The following is a 17692-nucleotide window of genomic DNA, read 5'->3' as shown; positions in this document are numbered from 1 at the left end:
TCGGGAACAAATCGGCCTGTTACAGGTAACCGGGTATTTGGTTCGTAGGGGTGGTCACAAGGTTGCCATTTTCAAAGTTGACCTGGACATAACGATGGGCGCCGTCGGCCGGGACCGTTTCTTTGATACCGTGGCCGGGCAGCACAATGTGCACCTTCGCGCCGGGGCTCACAGTCAGCTTCCTGATGGCCGCCAGCCCGGTTTGCAGCCTGGTAGTCAGGGTGGCCTGGTCGGCAACGGCGCCGTCAACGAGCAGTTGCACCTCATCGTGTGAGAACCCTTCCTGAAAATGGATTTCGAGGATCATGGGCATTTACCGGAGACCTCCCCGCAGTTGTTCCGAAATACCTTTCACCGCTTCCAGCGCGGCGTTGCCGTGCAAGGTGGTGCGCATATCCTCGATACTGACGAGCAGATGCAGGTCGCTCAGCAATGCCTCGTGGAGCGGATCGGGTACGGGATCGATGAAGCCGGGATCGAAAAACCTCCACCATGGCCATGGAAACGGCCAGGGGAACGGCCACTTGCGCGGCCAGCGCCACGGACGCGTGCCGCAGTATTCATCGAAATACTTGTCCTGAATGGTACCCTGCGACTTTGAAATAAGCGCCATACCGTGTTTGGCCAATAACTGGGCCGATTCTTTCGAATCGCTGAACTTGGCCAGCTGTACCAGTTGGATGCCTGTAAAGTAGGCTTCCTGCACTGCTTCGAATTCACTTTGCTTTGCCATAATGCATAGGATTTGGGTGAATGGAACGAACAGTCACCGGGTGTGATGACATTTCAAATTTCCCCCAAATGCCAGTGAAGCGGTATCGACAATTTTATGGATATTACGCATGGTCGATATAAAAAAACACGCTCCGGGGAGCGTGCGTTCATGGGTGCTAATAGATGCAAAAAATTGAAATAGGATACTCGAAAAAACATTATGACGTACGCGGCATCATGCGGATTCCTTTGTAGTAGAGCAGCAGCAGGGCCGATTTGACAAGATTACCGGAAATGAGTACGACATACAGGAAATGGTCGTTCCGGTAGGGCAATGCCATATCGTACAGAAAATCCACGACGGCGATCAGCAGATAAATGCTCAGGATGCCCAATACGAACCAGGAGTCCCGTACGGCGAGGATGCTGCGTCCCAGGTTCTGCCGGTACAGCACGGTAAGCGCCCACACCGAGAGCATAAACAAATAGGCATTGTTGACATAGTCCCCGTAGCTGTTGTAGCTTTCCAGCCCTTGCAGCCAGAACGCATTCGCGATCTGGAACAGCACGAAGACGATTGAAGCCCCGTACACCAGTTTTGAAATAAACCCGATATCGATAATGCGCGCCAGGAACAGCCCGAGCATGACAAACTCGATGGTAATGTAAGGGTAATCCAGAAAAAGGTTATTGCTCAGCAGCGGCGCCGTAATGGCGGCTACCAGCTCGATGAAGGCGATCGAAAGCAGGAAAACGAGGAAATAACGGTACTTCCCGGTCCAGGCGCCGCGGTTCCGCAACGCCTGGACGGACAGGAAAAGCCACACTGCCGTTAGCAGCCAGCCCGAAAACCGGTATAAAAACAGTTCAGAAAGCATCGCAGCATACGTTATGAGCCGGGAGGCGGTGTTTTGGAGCCCGTGCCGCCGCCGCCGTCGGAGAATGAGTAACCATACTGGCCCTGAACGGTCATGAAATCCCATACAGGAAAAAATTCATGGGGGTTTCCGCCCGGGATGTTCCTGCCTACGAGCGGAAAATCATCCACCGTGAGCGCCATCGCGGGCCGCTCCTTCCCTACGATGAATGCAATGCCCGTGGCCATGGGATAATGTGTGTTATTGAACTCGCTGTCTTCGTCTTCATTCGTATTGACGGTGCCCGGCTCATTGCGATAGTCTTTCAATACGCTGAGCGCGTAGGGATTACCCACCGATTTCCCGCCCGTTACAACCCTCAGCTCGGCGCCTTCCAGCGACCGCCGGGCGCCGGGCAGATCATCCTCGTCCACGAGCAATGCGCGCTTGCCCGTCAGCTGGTTGACAAGTTGCAGCAGTTCGTCGATCGAAAACCGAAAGCCGAGGTATTGTCTTTCCGCATTCTGAACACTTCTTAATCTGTTAAATCGTGCTACACGGTCAATGGCCGGTTCAATTTCGTCTTCTTCCATGTCTACTTTTTGTTTGTGATCTGATAGAATCGGGTTAATGCATTAATAAACTCACTCAGCGGCAAATGCACCGGTTTTTTAACGTCTTTGGGCAGGATGTAGGCAAATGATCCGGATGGGTCATAAACCCGTACGCGGCCGTCCCGCAGGAAGAAAATGTACTGCTGCCCAATGTCGTAAAACCGGCAAATCAGCGCTGTTTTGGGTATTTTATCAAAATAACTGATAAATTCCTTCTCCAACTCATCGGGCCCGGCGGGATCTTTTACGTATAGCTTACCCATCGCCTGAGCACGCACGGCTCTCGGCGCCTCCACGGCTGCCAGGTCGATCACATTGGCCATATCATTACCTAGTACGGGCAGGTATCTCAGGCCGTTTTCTAGGGCGGAAATGTAATATGTTCCGTTATTGTTCAGGAAAAAAGCGGTGTACTCGCTGCCCGAGCCGGTGAGATACATTTTCATATTCTTGTCCAACACGAGCACATTGCTGAAAAAGCGGTACCGGCTGTTGATCAGGATTTCCACATTGGTATTCGTCACATTGAAATCGTAGTTCAATATCTGATGTGATGCCGCAATGCGCGTTACCTGCCGAAAATCGGCATCCAGCCTGGCCGGCAGGGCATCGATATATTTTTGGACGAGGCGCCTTGCGTCGTTGTCCGTGAGCCCCGGCGTATCCGCCGCGTCCGCGACACGGGCGGATGCATGGTAAATGATGCCTTTAAACCACCGGTCAAGCGAAAACTCCGCAATATTGAGATAATAAACCCTGCCTTTCATCACCGGAAATGGGTCCCATACTTTTATCCATTGGATCACATCCGCAGTCGTAAGCCGCTGCTCGATAGCCTTTTTCAACACCACATAATGCAGGTCGCTGGCGGTTTTCCAGGAATAGAGCGTGATGGCCGATGTCCCGAGATTCCCTCTCAGCAGGGCGAAAGACGGCTTTCTCCTGGTGGAATCCGATGGGATCGGCCCACCTGCCGCCTGGTCCAGCAGATCATTTACGGCTCCAAATGTTGCCGTCCTCCCCCTGTAACCACCCATGTCATCGGCCCGCCAGCTGGCTGAGCAGAACGCAGGGGCTGGTCCTTGCTGGTATAGAACGTGGTCCGCCGCGAGCAGGTCGCATTGCGACAGCCGGCCGTCGGTAAACATTTCGAGCGATGCCGCCCAGCAGGATTTACCGAGGATCTGGAAAACGGGAGCGTTACTCATGGGCATTTTCGGGTTAGTGACGGAGAGTTATACCAATTTCATTTCCAATGCTTTCACCACCGCTTCCGGTGCCGAGTTCACATGCAGCTTTTCATAAATATGGTTCACGTGGGTAGCTACGGTGCTGAACGAAATCCCGCATTGGGCGGCGATCATCTTGTAGCTCTGCCCTTTCACCATCCAGCCGAGGATCTCCCGTTCGCGGTTGGTCAGGTCCACAAATGTCTGCTCCGACTTCACAAACTGATGCTGGAACATCGCGAGCACCTTGCGCGAAATCGCCGGCGACATATGCGCACCGCCCGCATACACCTCGCGGAGGGCCTGCACGTAAACCTCCGGGTTCGGACTTTTCACGATATATCCCGAAGCCCCCGAGCATATCGCCTGGAAAATCTTCTCGTCATCTTCGAAAACCGTCTGGATGAGCACCTTAACGCCCGGCTGCGCCTGCCGTATTTCGACGAGCGCCTCGATACCCGACTTCTTCGGCATCTGAATGTCCATCAGCACTACGTCGGGCTTGTGTTTTTTCACAAAATGCACCGCATCGCGGGCGTCGGGGAAGCTGCCGGCCAGCCAGATATCTTCCGTCGCCGACAGGTACAGCACCAGCCCCTCGCGGAAATTCTTGTTGTCTTCGAATAGCAGTACTTTAATCATCGGCGGTGCGGGGTGAGTGGTAGTTCCAAAATTCAGGTTATTTCAATGCAGGAAAAATCCCCAATTTTAGGGATGGCAAAGCACCTCCACACGGGTGCCATTGCCCGGCCGCGAATGCACCAGCAAGTCGAGCCCCGACTCTTCCGCGCGCTTCCGAAGGTTGAAAATGCCGTTCCCTTCGTACTCCCGCGTCGTGTCGAAACCCTTTCCGTCGTCCTCTATTTTCATAAAGAAAGCGTCATCAAGGCGTTTGAGGCCGACAATTACCCGCGTCGCCCCGGCGTGCTTGACGGCATTGTTCACCGTTTCCTTGAATATCAGGTAAATGTTTTTGCGTTGCTCCATGCTCAATGTCAGGTCGCCCAGGTCGGTATCCGACTGAAATTCCAGCACAATCCCGCGTGCGGCAAGCGCCTGGGTGACGAAAGAATGCATTTTATCGACCAGCTTCTGAAAGGAGTCGTTCCGCGGGTTAATGGCCCATACCGTGTCCTGCATGAGCTCGACGGACTCCCGCGAGTTGCTGATGATCCGGTCGAGAATGGGTAACGTTTCCGGCGAGGCATTTTTGCGCAGCAGCTCCACGAACAGTGCAATGCTGTTGAGATTGGAACCCACCTCGTCGTGCAAGTCCGATGCGATCTGGTTCCGGAGGTATTGTAATTTGAGTTTCTGTCGGATATTGTAGAGGCTGAAAATGTAAATGCCCACGCCCACCACCACAAGTACATACACCGTCAGCAGCGGGATGAACCACCAGGCATGCCAGAAAGCCGCCTCTTTACGAATCACGAAAACGCGCGTGTCCAGCACTTTCCCGCTCGCATCCAAAACCCGGAATTGAAGCGAATAGAGTCCCTTTTTCAGGGTTTCATAACGAATGGCAGGGTAAGTGACAGGTATCCAGCCCGTATCGATCGGCGCCATCCTGAATGCGTAGGTGACGCCGCGGCCGGCATGCAGGGGCATTTCCAGGGAAAGCTCTTTGACCGGCGCGGGGATTTGCAGCGTGTCGGGCAACTGTGCGTAAAACCGGCCATTCACCCGGTAGCCTGCTTCCGGCCATGAAGCGGCCGAAAGCATTCCGTGGCCCGCAGCAAGCAGCAAAAGACAGCTCAGGCATTGCATGATATGGGCGGTTAAGAAGGTCAAACGGATTCTCGATGAAGTTAGGAAGAACCATTCAGCGATTATCGCCCGGTGAAAATTACTTATTTAGCGGTGATCCGGCATTAACCTCCACCTGCCCGCCCGATCGGTACTTCGCCATCCGGCTCGTAGGTAGCGATGACCACGCCCGTAGTCGATACGATATGCCGCGTCATTTTGAAGTTGCCGGGCACGGTACCTTCCGCAAAGAGCCGCTTACCCCTGCCGAGCACCACCGGAAAAATCATGATGTTCATCTGGTCGATCAGCCCATACCTTCGGAGCGACTGGATGAAATCGGCGCTGCCCCACATTTGCAGGTCGGGACCGTCTCCGGCTTTCAATGCTTTGACCTGTTCGATCGCATTGTCGTTCAGCAGCACGGTGCCTTCCCAATGTGCCTCTCGCAGCGTCCGCGTAGCGACGTACTTTTTAATGCGGTTAAATTTCTCCGCGATCGGTCCTGTTTGTTTCGGCCAGTAAGGCTCCCAAATGTGGTACGTAAACCGCCCGAGCAGCAGGTCGTAATCCTGCTGCATCACCTCGTTGAGAAATTGCTGCATGGAATCGTCCCATTGCGTCGCCGACCAGCCGCCGAGTTCGAAGCCGCCGGTAGTGTCCTCTTCCGGGCCTCCCGGACCTTGGATAACGCCATCCAAAGACATAAATTCGTTTGTGATAATCCTCCTCATGATCTTTCAGATTAATGTATTCGCCTGTATTGCTTGACCATACAAGTTTAGAAAAGTCTATGCCCAAAGAAGCGGTGCAAATCCGTCGCTTCCGGGGGGCAAATGCGCCAACAATACGTTTGATCGGAAGATTAGCAGTATTTACATCAATATCCGGCAGAATCTGTTAGTTTTGAAACTATGATTTTACGAATTCTGTCGGTTGCGGTGATCGGTCTGGTTATTTTTGCCTACTTCCTGTATCACTATTTTTTCTCAGTCAATTTCCCATTTCAGGACGATTTTTTGCTGATTCAGTTCATCGATGCCATTACGCAGAAACAAACATCTCTGGGTGAACTGGTTACGGAACTCTTCCGGACATTCAACGACCATAAGGCCGTGGTACCGCGGCTCATTGCGCTGCTGAACTACAAGCTCACGGGGCATTTGAACTTCCGGTTCTACATTGTCCTCGTGCTGATCAACGTGATCTACATATTCGGTTTCGTGTGGATCCAGTTCCGTAAAATGCGGCTGCCGGTGTATTATTTCCTGCCGGCCCCGTTCCTGTTTTTCCACCCGTTGTTTCACGACGTGTCGGGCTGGGCATTGAACGGCATGCAGCACTCTTTCCTGACCGCATTCACCGTCACGGCCATTTTACTCGTGTCCAGCCGCAAGCCTGCCGCATTTTACGTCGCCATGCTCTGCTGCTTCCTCGCCACGTTCACACACGGGAACGGTATCCTGTCTTTTCCCGCTATTGTATTTTATTTCCTCTGTTTCAAAGACTTCCGCAACGCCATCAAAACCTGCGTGTTCACGGTGATCTGCCTGGTACTGTACCTGGCGGATTACGAATCGGGGCAGGCGGTGAACCTGCCCAAGAGCGCCGCGTCGTTTTTTTCCTCTTTTTTCGGGTTTATCGGTTCGGAAATGTCGCTTTGGGAAAATCCCAAGCTGTTTTCCGTCGTGTGGGGCATTGTGATCCTGGCATTCATGACTTACCTCGTCGTGCGGGTGGCGCGTATTTATTTTGACAAAAAAGCCCTCACCAGACCCGGAACGGTAGAGCTGCTCACCTTTTTCGCATTCATCGTGATCACGAGCCTGGTGGTGGCGGTATTCCGCTCCTGGACCGAAAGCACCATTGCCAGCCGTTTCCAGATTTACGCCGCGCTGTCGACAGTCATATTCTACATTCTGCTCGTGGAATATACGGCCTTTTTTAAACGGAAAAGCGTGCTGATCGCCGTAACGGGACTCAGCGTGATCTACTGGACTTACTCGCATTACCGCTTTACCGGCGTGGTGGCGACCAAGAAAGCCACTTACCTCGCCGACCTGTACAACTGGCCCACCAACCGCGATATGTACTCGGTTGAAAAGAGCCTTTTGAAGAATGCGGATTTTTACCTGACCCCCGCCTACCAGAAAGGCTTCTTCCACCTGCCGCCCGCGGTAACGCATCAGGCCCGGCTCGACTCGCTCTTTCGGGCTAATGCGACGGCTGCCGGCAACTACCAGATGGAGGTCGAAACGTGGACTGTCGCCCGGCCTGAGCGGCGGGGCAGTGAAACCCTTAACCTCTTTTTTCTGACCAGCATGAGTGCCCCGCAGCCGAAGCACATCCTCGCCGACCGCTTCCTTGTGCTCCGCGATAAGGAGCGAAACCGCTTTCATCTCATGTGCGCGAACCCTAAGACCGAAGGGCGCAAGCGGTTTTTCACCGGCAGTCCCTATTACAAGCCGGGTTTCAATACATTGATCCGCCACGACGACCTCGCGCCGGGCTCGTATGATCTCGGGCTGCTAGATGTTGAAAACGACGGGCGGCAAACCTTTTACAAGCTTGACCGCGCGCTGCAAGTGGGGGATGGACGCATTGCGCTTCAATAAAAGGTGTTGATTTCCATTCCGGTATTTGTTTAAAAAGAAATCAAAAATAGCTGTAAGCCAACAGCATGGATTTCATTCATGCATTTTTAAATGAATTGTCTTAAAGGCGGGTTTGATTGTAAATATTGCGCTTCAAAAATCAGGTAAAATTAATTGTAAACAACGCCGTAGAAGTTTGAATTTCGCTCTATAATAGATTTAATAAATCGGGCTAATTGTGTGGAAATTATACCGAAAACCTTAAAATCATGCACTAAACGTATATATATAAGAGTTAAAGCGCTGTACAGAAATCCCGACAAGGTGTCGATTTTTCAGGATGGCGAGCCGATTCCAAAAACTACGGCACCGGATTTACGGCAGGTGTTCCGGGGACGGTCGCGAGCGGTTTCCGGTAGAAAAAAGGACGGCTTTTGGTCCGTAAACATCAAAAATAAAGGACTGATCCTTTGCCGGATACCGGCCGGACCGGGCCCACGCGCGGGTGGTAAAATCGCCCGTTCCGGCGCTTACAGCATATGACGCAATGTGCCCACCAAATAATTACTACAAGTGGCTTTTGATTTTGACGATCCGTCCGTTTGCAAAACATTGTAAGGGTGTCAGATGAGTTATCCAAAATCAATAAAAAGCCGTGTTAACGGACATTTAAATTATTAACCGGCGTTGCGCGATTTGTCATAATCTATATATATTGCCGCCATTTATTTCTAACATCCGGATAACGCGGCAACGTTGATCATGATTGGTAATAGAAATGATTGGTATGGGCTCGTCAGATATCCATTCAACCAATTCTCTATTTACTAACTTGTTACGTCCAGGGCACATGGTTTTTGGGTCACGGCGCGAAGGGTTGTTTGGTATAAAAGATACCCCTAACTCTATTGTGAAACATGTTTTGTAAGATTTGTGGAGGAGAATCCGCGACCCTGTTCAATAACAAAACAACCATTTTACAGCGCTATCCGATAGATTATTATCGGTGCGGGAACTGTAACTTCATTCAGACGGAAACCCCGTACTGGCTGCCGGAGGCGTACAGTTCCGCCATTACCTCACTGGATATCGGTCTTGTGGGCAGAAATATCGCTATATCGAGATATCTCTCGTCGCTGATCAATTGCTTTTTCGACCGGAAAGGTGCATTTCTGGATTATGGCGGTGGCTACGGAATGCTTGTACGGATGATGCGGGACAATGGGTTTAACTTTTACCGGTTCGACAGTTATTGCGAAAACCTCTTTGCCAACCACTTCGACCTGGACGACAGTCCCGTACGAAAATTCGAACTCCTGACGGCGTTTGAACTTTTCGAACACCTGGAACATCCGGCCGAGGAATTGCAGAAAATGCTGCAATTCTCCGATTCGGTATTCTTCTCGACGGAACTGGCGCCGGATAGGAAACTGACGTCGCCGGACGATTGGTGGTACTTTACACCGGAAACGGGCCAGCACATCGCGTTGTACTCTGCGGAATCGCTTCGAGCGCTCGCAAAACGTATGGATTGCAACTTTTACACCGACGGCCACACACTGCACCTGATTACCCGGCGCAAGCTGAATCCGTTATTTTTCCGGCTTTCCATCCATCCAAAGATCGCCCGTGTCATTGTGAAAACAACCCCACAGAAATCACTGCTATCGGATGATTTCAACTTTATCAGAAATTACATTAATAGCAATGAAAATCCTTTTCGATCATCAGATTTACACTAATCAGAATTATGGCGGTATTTCCCGCTACTTTTATGAGCTTTCCAAGGGATTGGTTTCCCTTGGCAACGAGTGCCGTACCAGCGTTTATTTCTCCGAAAATGAATATACAAGGGATAAAGAAATGTATGATTCGCGCCCTTTTTTTCCATTCAAATTCAAAGGCCGAAGCAGATTGAAAGCGCATCTCAACAGGCTATTTTCCGAACAGACAATCAAGAAGGGCGGATACGACATTTTTCACCCTACTTATTACGATACCTATTTTTTAAAAACCAAACTTCCCGAAAAACCATTTGTCGTCACTTTTTACGATCTGATCCACGAGAAATTTTCCGACCGCTATCCAACACTTCTTACCAATATGGATGAGGTCATTGCAAACAGGAAGCTTTTACTCAACAAAGCGTCACGCATTATTGCCATTTCGCACAGTACCAAAAAGGATATTATCGACTATTACGGCATTCCCGAGGAGCGCATTCAGGTAACGCACCTGGCCAACTCGCTTACGGCGGAACCAGCATCGCAGGGAAATAGTTACGGGGAATATATTCTGTTTGTGGGCAACCGGCTGGGTTATAAAAACTTCGAGATATTCCTCCACGCGGTTGTGCCGCTGCTGAAACGGGAGAAAAATCTGAAACTGATCTGTGCAGGCGGCGGGGTATTCAATGAGCACGAGTTACAGCAAATCAACGCGCTCGGCGTCAAGGAGCAGCTCAGGCAGGTACCGATCGACGACAATCGTTTGGCGGCACTTTACAAAAACGCAGCCTTTTTTGTGTTTCCGAGTATTTATGAAGGTTTTGGCATTCCGGCACTCGAGGCGCTCAACTGTGGCTGCCCGACGATCCTCAGCAATGTGAGCTCATTACCGGAAGTTGGCGGGGATGGTGCATTATATATAGATCCGGAAGACCCATCGGATATCCTGGCGAAATGTGAGAAGTTTTACTACGACCCGGCTTTGAGAGAAGAGTACCGCAAGAAGGGACTGGCACAAGCCGGCCGGTTCTCCTGGCAGAAAGTAGCGCGTGAAACCTTGGACATCTATCAGTCAGCTTTATGAAAGTTGCAATCATTACGGGTATATCGGGCCAGGATGGCGCGTATCTTGCTCAACTTCTCCTATCAAAAGGTTACAAGGTAATCGGTGTGGTCAGGGACCTCAACCGCAAGCTGACGGGCCTGGAATACCTCGGAATCCACAACGACGTCACGCTGGAACTGTGTGACCTGTGGGAACAAGCTTCCATACTCCGCCTGCTGGCAAAACACCGACCCGACGAAATCTACAACCTGGCGGCGCAAAGCTCGGTAGGGCTCTCGTTCGAATATCCGATCGAGACGATCAAGTTCAACTTCGTTTCGGTGCTGAACTTCCTGGAAGCGATACGGCTATACGACAACAAGATCCGCTTCTATCAGGCTTCAAGCTCGGAAATGTACGGGTCTGTGGCCAAATTGCCCGTCGCTGTAAATTCCCCCATGCACCCGCTCAGCCCGTACGCCATTAGCAAGGCGTCGGCATTCTGGATGATCGTCAATTACCGTGAGGCATATAAGTTGCAGTGCTGCACCGGCGTGCTTTTCAACCATGAATCCTATCTGAGGTCGTCCAATTTCTTTGTCAAAAAGGTGATTGTGGAAGCCATTAAAATGACCACCGACCCCGATATGGTGCTTCGACTGGGCAACCTGAACGTCAAGCGCGACTTCGGCTACTCCCCTAAGTACGTGGAAGCCATGTGGATGATGCTGCAGAAATCCGTCGCGAAAGATTACATCATTTGCTCGGGTACGAGTGTGCTGCTGGCGGATGTCGTCCGCCACGTTTTCAACAACCTGGGCGTGGATACCAGCCGGATCGTTATCGACGAAGACCTCAACCGCCTCACCGACATCGAAGATATTTACGGGGATAACTCCGAAGCCACCAACGACCTGGGATGGGACTATAATCTGAATTTTTATCAGGTACTTGATATGCTCATCGAAGAGGAACTCCGAAATTCGGTAGTCCGGTACCCGCTTAGTAAATTGCCGGTCTTGTAGGAAAAGCAGGCCGATTTTGTTTTTAGTGTAACAAACAATCATGTATAAAATTATTTCCCCGGTTTTACTCAACATTTTCAACCGTCCCGATACCACGCAACGTGTTTTCGAGAAAATCAGGGAGGGAAAACCGGGCAAACTTTACATTGCAGCCGACGGCCCCCGGCCCGACCGCGAGAATGAAAATGTGCTGTGCGAGGAAACCCGGAAGGTGATCAAAATAGACTGGGACTGCGAGGTGCATTACCTGTACCGAAACGAGAACCTGGGCTGCAAAATGAGCATGAGCGGAGGCATCAAATGGTTCTTCGAAAACGAACCCGAAGGCATTGTCCTGGAAGACGACTGCCTGCCCGGCGAAGATTTCTTCCGCTTTTGCGACACCCTGCTCGAAAAATACCGTTACGATACCCGCGTCGCGCATATTGCCGGCACCCGCATGGCACAGGGCCGCAAATTCGGCGACGCTTCCTATTACTTCTCCAAATTCACCCACATCTGGGGCTGGGCTTCCTGGCGCCGGGTATGGGAAAATTACGATGAAAACCTCACCCGGATGGACGGCTTCGTCGAACAGGGCCTTTTCAGCTATGTTTACGACAACAAAAAAGTGACCGACATGCTGACCCGGACGCTGAAACTTGTGAGGGACAATGCCATCGACACCTGGGACTACCAGTACCTCTTTCTGAATTTCTGGAACAACAGCCTGTGCATTTGTCCGAACGTCAACCTTATCAGCAACATCGGTTTCGACACACGCGCGACGCACACGACCGACAAAGCCAACAAATTCGCCAACCTTCCCGTAGAACCCCTTGGCGAAATCAGCCATCCACCCTATTTTGTACCCATTCTCGACGCGGATTACTACGTCCTTCAACTGGAAGAGGCAAGCATGCTAAGGTCCCTGAAATCCAGAGTAGTCAATGCCGTCAGAAGAAGACTTCCCGGCGCCGCCAAAAAATGAAACCATGTCAACGCAACGCGGAGCACTCCCCCAACGGCCATCTATGAGAAACCTGTTGCTGAAAATCAAGAGTCCCGTTATCCTGAATATCATCTGGCTATCCCTCGATCAGTTCAGCCGCCTGGCGATCGGGCTGGTCGTGGGCATCTGGATTGCCCGCTACCTCGGCCCGCAGCAATGGGGCGAGCTCAACTATACCCTGGCGATCGTCAGCATTATCACCACCATCGCCAACCTCGGAATGGACGGTTTTCTGGTGAAGGAAATACTGGATACGCCGTCTGAAAAGAATCAGATACTCGGAACGGCATTCGTTACCCGGGTGCTGTTCATTCCCCTGTGCGTGCTGGTAGCGCTGGTTTTTCTTTACACATCCGGCGCGCCCACGAACTACTATTATCTTTTCGCATTCCTGTCGCCCAACTTCCTCGTCGTACCGTTCGACGTCATAGACCTGGAATTCCGCTCCCGCCTGCAAAGCCGGCGGACCGTGATTGCGAAAAACATCGCCTATTTCCTCGGCGCGGGTATCAAGCTCTATTTGCTGATCTCGGAAAAATCGATGCTATGGTTTGCCGCCGCCATCGGATTTGAAATGATCCTTTCCTATGTTTTTCTGATCATCAGCTACCAGCGCGAGCAGAATATCTTCGCTTGGAGCTTCCGGAAATCGCGCATCGTTTCGCTGCTGCGGGCGGGGTGGCCTTTCATCGTCTCCAATGTGGCCGTGATCCTGTATATGAAGATCGACCAGCTGATGATCGGCAATATCGCCGGCGAAAAAGAGCTCGGGATATTCAGTTCCGCCACGAGGGTCACAGATATTTTTATTTTCATTCCAATGGCCATATCGAGCAGTTACCTTTCGGTGCTCGTCAAAGCGAAACAGGACGATCCGTTGTCCGGCTACCTCAGAAAAATGCTGGGACTGTTCGCATGGATGGTGCGCGGCGCATTAGCCATTGCCATTCCCGTCAGCATTTTTTCCGGGCAAATCATTGCATTGCTTTACGGGGCAAAGTACGCCGGTGCTGAAAAGGTGTTGATCGTCCACGTATGGGCATTATTGCCGATTTTCATGGGCGTGGCGGCAAGCCAGTACATGGTGATAGAAAATTTGCAGAAATACAATATTTACAAAACCGTGATCGGCCTGGCGCTGAACGTCGTGCTGAATGTAGTGCTCATCCCCGTGTACGGCGCGATCGGCGCCGCTATCGCGACATTGATAGCCCAATACTTCACCGCGGTCGTTTCAAATTACTTTTTCCGGTCGACCCGCGAGCTGCTGGCTTACCAAATCAAAAGCGTTCAAATGCTGTTTTCATTTAAACATTGATAAATTTGTAGTTTCCCGATGGCAACATTGCCTGCCCAACTACAAAGCACGCACAAGTGGCAACTGAATTTTTCGTAGGACCAATTCTCGACAACTGGCTCAAATACGGCCTGATTTACGCGGCTATCGTTTGCCTGTACCTGTTTTTGTACAGAAAAATATACTGGAACATTTTCGATCCGATGTTCCTCACCGTCCTTAACCTGAGCGGGAGCGCATTCTGCGTGTACTTTCTGTACGCCGACCAGTCGCTGAAACCGGTGTATGGCTGGTCGTTCCTCGGCACGGAAATCGCGCTGATTGCCGGCCTGTTCCTTTCCAAAACAATCCCGGCCCTGCGGATCGGCGGCAAGGTCGAACGCAACCTCGAACCCGAAAAAGGCATTACCGAGTTCGATATTTTTTGCTTCATCATGTGTATGGGGTATTTTGTGATTGAAATCATCAACCTCAAAACAGTCGGTATCGTATTGCTCGATACGGAAAATAACCACGTTTCGGCATACGGCGGGCATGGTATCATCCGGGCGTTCCTCGTGTCGTTCCGCACGCTGGTGACACTGACGATCTACTACAAAATCCTTTTCCTGAAACAGCGGCTCAATGCGATGGAGCTGTTCATCTGTTTCGTATTGCTGGTCGATCTGGCTACGAGTGGTTCCAAATCGGCGATTGTCGTATTCTTTACACTGTATTTCCTGACCGCATATCCGCTCAGTTTGCACGGGCATATCAAGCAGGTTAAGATCTCCTGGCCGTTGATACTCGCATTGGCGTCATTCCCGGTGATCGTCGTCATGGTTTCCGTGGGCGCATCGCCGGAAAGTGCATTGCAGCAGGTAGGACTCCGGTTCATGGCCAGCGGTGACGTGTTCCTGCTCGGCTATTACGACGACGTCATGGCCAGCATTCAGGAGACCTCATTCCTCAAATATGCATTCTACCCAGGCTGGGGCACCATTCTGAAGAACCTCGGCTTCGAGATCATTCCCCCGGAACCGGTCGGCGTGGATGTGTTTGCCTTCTATTCCAACAGCCGCCTTTCCGGTGCCAACGGCCGCTATAATTACCTCGCCTACCACTTTTTCGGGCTTTGGGGAGGATTCCTGTACGCATTCATTATCGGACTGATCGTCGGCTACATGCGCGAAGTTTTTGTAAAATTCAATCCAAAAACGATCAGTTACTTCGGCTTTATTTTCATGGTAACGCTCATCAGCTGTTCCAGCCGTCTGATCGACGACTTGCTGCTTTTCGGCAACACGTGTTTCTGGGCATTGTTCTTCCTGATAGCCGTTTGCGTAGCCGCGAAGCTGACGCATCTTGTACTGAAAGCATTAGCCCCGCCCGTTGTACCGCAGGGGCAGAGTGCGGCATGATCGCTATTTAACCAATCATTGCTATTTTTTTCCGGCCAAGCGCCACGCCAGGGTACTGTTCAGAGGTCTTATATTCCGAAAGCCGGATACAACCACACTACCGTGGCCGCCGGCTGTATCAACATAAACCTCAAACTGAACCCGGTCATGAAAAAACATCTGCAACTCCTTGCTTTTGCATTGATTACCCTCGCCACGCAGCACCTGTGTGCACAGGGAACACACAAGGTCGTCTGGAATGGGCGCGAACTGGGCATAGAAGCCTCACCTCAAACGGGCGCGGGCAAGCGCACGGCCGCTTACGACATTCATGGCAGCATTACCCCGAATGCACTTCGCCCCGAGAGCGCGATCGACATTCATTTAACTTTCGGCCCCGGCACGCCTATCGACGCCATTGCGTATTTTTTCTTCATGATCAAGCCTGCCTGCGCATCGCCCTTCTGCAACGAAGAGTCGGTTGCACATGCCTATGTGACTGCGAAAATGATCAACAAGCCGGCCCGCACGCTGGATTTCACGATGGGCGGGCTGCTTCCGGGAAAAGATTATTCGTTTGTCAGCTACGTGTTCGGGCTGGACGGCAACTGGTGCAGCGGCTCGGACGCTCTCCTGGCACCATTTACCACGGCCCCCGCCCCCACTCCGAAAGCCGAAAAAGTGCTGCTCGTCATCAACCAGGAATATGAAGGCAATGCCCGGCTCAACGCCGAGCTCGACCGGTACGAGAACGATATCCGGCGCTCGAATCCGCTGGTTAATTTCGAACGTTACCACGTGCCACTCAACAATGCCAGCAGGGCCCGGCTTTACCAAGACATCCAGGACCGGTTCCGGAATGACAACCTCTCCACCCTATTCTTCATCGGCGGCAATGCGTCCATGACAACCACTACCGAAATGCTCGACGCCAACGAGCAGGCCGCCTGGATTTATTCCGGGGAAATGTTCTCCTACTACGCGCATCCCTATTACCCCACCTATTATTACGACCCGGTAACCGACGCCTTTAAAAAACAGATGTACCAGGATCCTTGCCTGGTGCGGCCCAACGACGCCCGCCAGCCGGTTTTCCAGCAATCCAATGCGGCCCTTTCAATGGGTATGGTCCTGCCCGATGTGCTGCACAGCACCGATCAGCAAATCGACTATATCGTTAGCTATTTCAACAAGCTGCACAATTTCCGGCTCAGACAGTTCACTTTCGAGCCCAAAATACTCGCTACCGACGGGTTTGTGGGTGAACAGGGCATTATCGACCTCGCGGTAGGCAGCGGCAACTGGCTTTCCGGCGAAGCATTGCAGTACGGGCGGACGAAAGACCCCGACTATTCGGGCGACGACGCGGTTTGGAAAAACGACTTCACTGCCAAGCTGAGCAGCAATTCCTACGAAATCTTCACCCTGACCCTGCACGGCGCGCCGCAGTACCATTCATTCGGCATCTACGGGCTGGACATTCAAAACCTGCCCAGCCTGAACACCCGCCTCATCGACCTCTATTCCTGCTCGGTAGGCGGCTACAAAGCGCCCGGGTTCCTGGCGGGACTGTACCTCGGAAAAGGGAATGTGATGAATGTGCATGCATTTTCGCAGAACATCGGCCTGTTCTCCGAACCCGGCAAAAGTGGCCTGGAACGCCTGTACAAATCGGAGGGCGCTTACACATTTCTGGCGAAGGGCTACCCGATCGGCAGCGCCTACCGGTATTTCAATGGTTACAATGAGGCCGAACTCATTCTCGGCGACCCGCTGCTGACCCTGCGAATACCCACTGCGCTGCCGGTTACCGTGGCGCAATTCGAGGCGTACAAAAACGAAAACCGTGCCCTGCTCGGCTGGACCACCACGGAAGAAACCAATGCGGAACGTTTTGAAATAGAACACGGTACCAACGGAAAATCATGGCAGCAGATCGGCGTGACAGCAGCCAAAGGACCCGGCAACCGGTACGAGTTCAGCCACGACCATCCCCGTGCGGGCACCAATTTATACCGCCTCAAAATGGTGGACAACGATGGCACATTCGCCTATTCCAAAGTGGTTTCCGTCGCATTTGACAAGGAAAATACAGTAGCAGTGTTCCCAAATCCCGCGGCCGGAGCATTCAGCATTGCATGGCCGGCTTCGCAGCAAATCCTTTTGGTGCGGTTGAAAAACGGGGCCGGTACCACGGTGCAGAGCTTTGAAAAACCAGCCGGCAACCAAATTGGGCTGAAAGGTGTGCGGGCGGGCATTTATGTCGTTGAAATCGAAACGGCGAGCGAAAAATATACGGGCAAGGTCGTCGTGGCCGAGTAGCGGCTCAGTCGTTTCCCCAACATCAAGTCATGTCCGCTTTGGCACGCAGCGCGTTCGGAAGCGGACATTTTTATTGACCTGCATTTCCTGAAAAACATCAAAACAACAGTCTGAGACACATTTTCCGGGTTTGGCATGGCATTTGATCG

The 17692-nt window shown here is 51.9% G+C and carries 16 protein-coding genes; 8 read left to right on the top strand and 8 right to left on the bottom strand.

The window, feature by feature from the left end; genetic code table 11:
- Nucleotides 1-19: 19 nt before the first annotated feature.
- The 8 genes from H144_RS0114345 to H144_RS0114310 all read right to left on the bottom strand — a co-directional run bounded on the left by H144_RS0114345 (nt 20) and on the right by H144_RS0114310 (nt 5897).
- Nucleotides 20-307, bottom strand: coding sequence for a hypothetical protein (locus H144_RS0114345; RefSeq protein ID WP_157504720.1), 288 nt, complete (start codon nt 305-307; stop codon nt 20-22).
- A gap of 6 nt (nt 308-313) precedes the next feature.
- Nucleotides 314-733 carry a hypothetical protein gene (locus tag H144_RS0114340; RefSeq protein WP_019942768.1) on the bottom strand — a complete coding sequence of 140 codons (420 nt, stop codon included), beginning with the start codon at nt 731-733 and terminating at the stop codon, nt 314-316.
- Nucleotides 734-932: 199 nt separating this feature from the next.
- Nucleotides 933-1592, bottom strand: a complete 660-nt coding sequence (locus H144_RS0114335; protein ID WP_026350692.1) for a hypothetical protein — start codon at nt 1590-1592, stop codon at nt 933-935.
- Between the two features lie 11 nt (nt 1593-1603).
- Nucleotides 1604-2164 carry a hypothetical protein gene (locus H144_RS0114330; RefSeq protein WP_019942766.1) on the bottom strand — a complete coding sequence of 187 codons (561 nt, stop codon included), beginning with the start codon at nt 2162-2164 and terminating at the stop codon, nt 1604-1606.
- A gap of 2 nt (nt 2165-2166) precedes the next feature.
- Nucleotides 2167-3393 (bottom strand): hypothetical protein, encoded by a 1227-nt coding sequence (locus H144_RS0114325; protein WP_019942765.1) that lies wholly within the window; start codon nt 3391-3393, stop codon nt 2167-2169.
- A 27-nt stretch (nt 3394-3420) separates the two neighbouring features.
- A complete protein-coding gene (locus tag H144_RS0114320) occupies nt 3421-4056 on the bottom strand; it encodes a response regulator transcription factor (protein WP_019942764.1) in 636 nt (211 codons plus the stop codon).
- 66 nt (nt 4057-4122) lie between these two features.
- A complete protein-coding gene (locus H144_RS0114315; protein ID WP_084599957.1) occupies nt 4123-5184 on the bottom strand; it encodes a sensor histidine kinase in 1062 nt (353 codons plus the stop codon).
- Nucleotides 5185-5288: 104 nt separating this feature from the next.
- Entirely contained in the window at nt 5289-5897 is a 609-nt protein-coding gene (locus H144_RS0114310) for a dihydrofolate reductase family protein (RefSeq protein ID WP_019942762.1), read from the bottom strand.
- A 180-nt stretch (nt 5898-6077) separates the two neighbouring features.
- On the opposite strand from H144_RS0114310, the gene H144_RS0114305 reads away from it, so the two are divergent.
- The 8 genes from H144_RS0114305 to H144_RS33285 all read left to right on the top strand — a co-directional run bounded on the left by H144_RS0114305 (nt 6078) and on the right by H144_RS33285 (nt 17543).
- Nucleotides 6078-7778 carry a hypothetical protein gene (locus H144_RS0114305; RefSeq protein ID WP_019942761.1) on the top strand — a complete coding sequence of 567 codons (1701 nt, stop codon included), beginning with the start codon at nt 6078-6080 and terminating at the stop codon, nt 7776-7778.
- An 896-nt stretch (nt 7779-8674) separates the two neighbouring features.
- On the top strand, nt 8675-9499 hold the full coding sequence (locus H144_RS31860; protein WP_019942760.1) for a class I SAM-dependent methyltransferase: 825 nt from the start codon (nt 8675-8677) through the stop codon (nt 9497-9499).
- Nucleotides 9465-10568, top strand: coding sequence for a glycosyltransferase family 4 protein (locus tag H144_RS0114295; protein ID WP_019942759.1), 1104 nt, complete (start codon nt 9465-9467; stop codon nt 10566-10568). Before H144_RS31860 ends, H144_RS0114295 begins: the two co-directional genes overlap by 35 nt.
- Complete coding sequence (locus H144_RS0114290) at nt 10565-11554, top strand: GDP-mannose 4,6-dehydratase (RefSeq protein WP_019942758.1); 990 nt, start codon at nt 10565-10567, stop codon at nt 11552-11554. Before H144_RS0114295 ends, H144_RS0114290 begins: the two co-directional genes overlap by 4 nt.
- 40 nt (nt 11555-11594) lie before the next feature.
- Nucleotides 11595-12524: a hypothetical protein gene (locus tag H144_RS0114285; RefSeq protein ID WP_019942757.1), complete on the top strand. Its 930-nt coding sequence runs from the start codon at nt 11595-11597 to the stop codon at nt 12522-12524.
- Between the two features lie 43 nt (nt 12525-12567).
- Nucleotides 12568-13863 (top strand): flippase, encoded by a 1296-nt coding sequence (locus H144_RS0114280; RefSeq protein ID WP_063826403.1) that lies wholly within the window; start codon nt 12568-12570, stop codon nt 13861-13863.
- 56 nt (nt 13864-13919) lie between these two features.
- Complete coding sequence (locus H144_RS0114275; protein WP_019942755.1) at nt 13920-15242, top strand: hypothetical protein; 1323 nt, start codon at nt 13920-13922, stop codon at nt 15240-15242.
- 147 nt (nt 15243-15389) lie between these two features.
- Nucleotides 15390-17543 (top strand): T9SS type A sorting domain-containing protein, encoded by a 2154-nt coding sequence (locus H144_RS33285; protein WP_157504718.1) that lies wholly within the window; start codon nt 15390-15392, stop codon nt 17541-17543.
- Nucleotides 17544-17692 lie beyond the last annotated feature (149 nt).

Source organism: Dyadobacter beijingensis DSM 21582, from assembly GCF_000382205.1.
Taxonomy (GTDB): Bacteria; Bacteroidota; Bacteroidia; order Cytophagales; family Spirosomataceae; genus Dyadobacter; species Dyadobacter beijingensis.
This window is presented reverse-complemented; position numbering and strand designations above follow the sequence as displayed.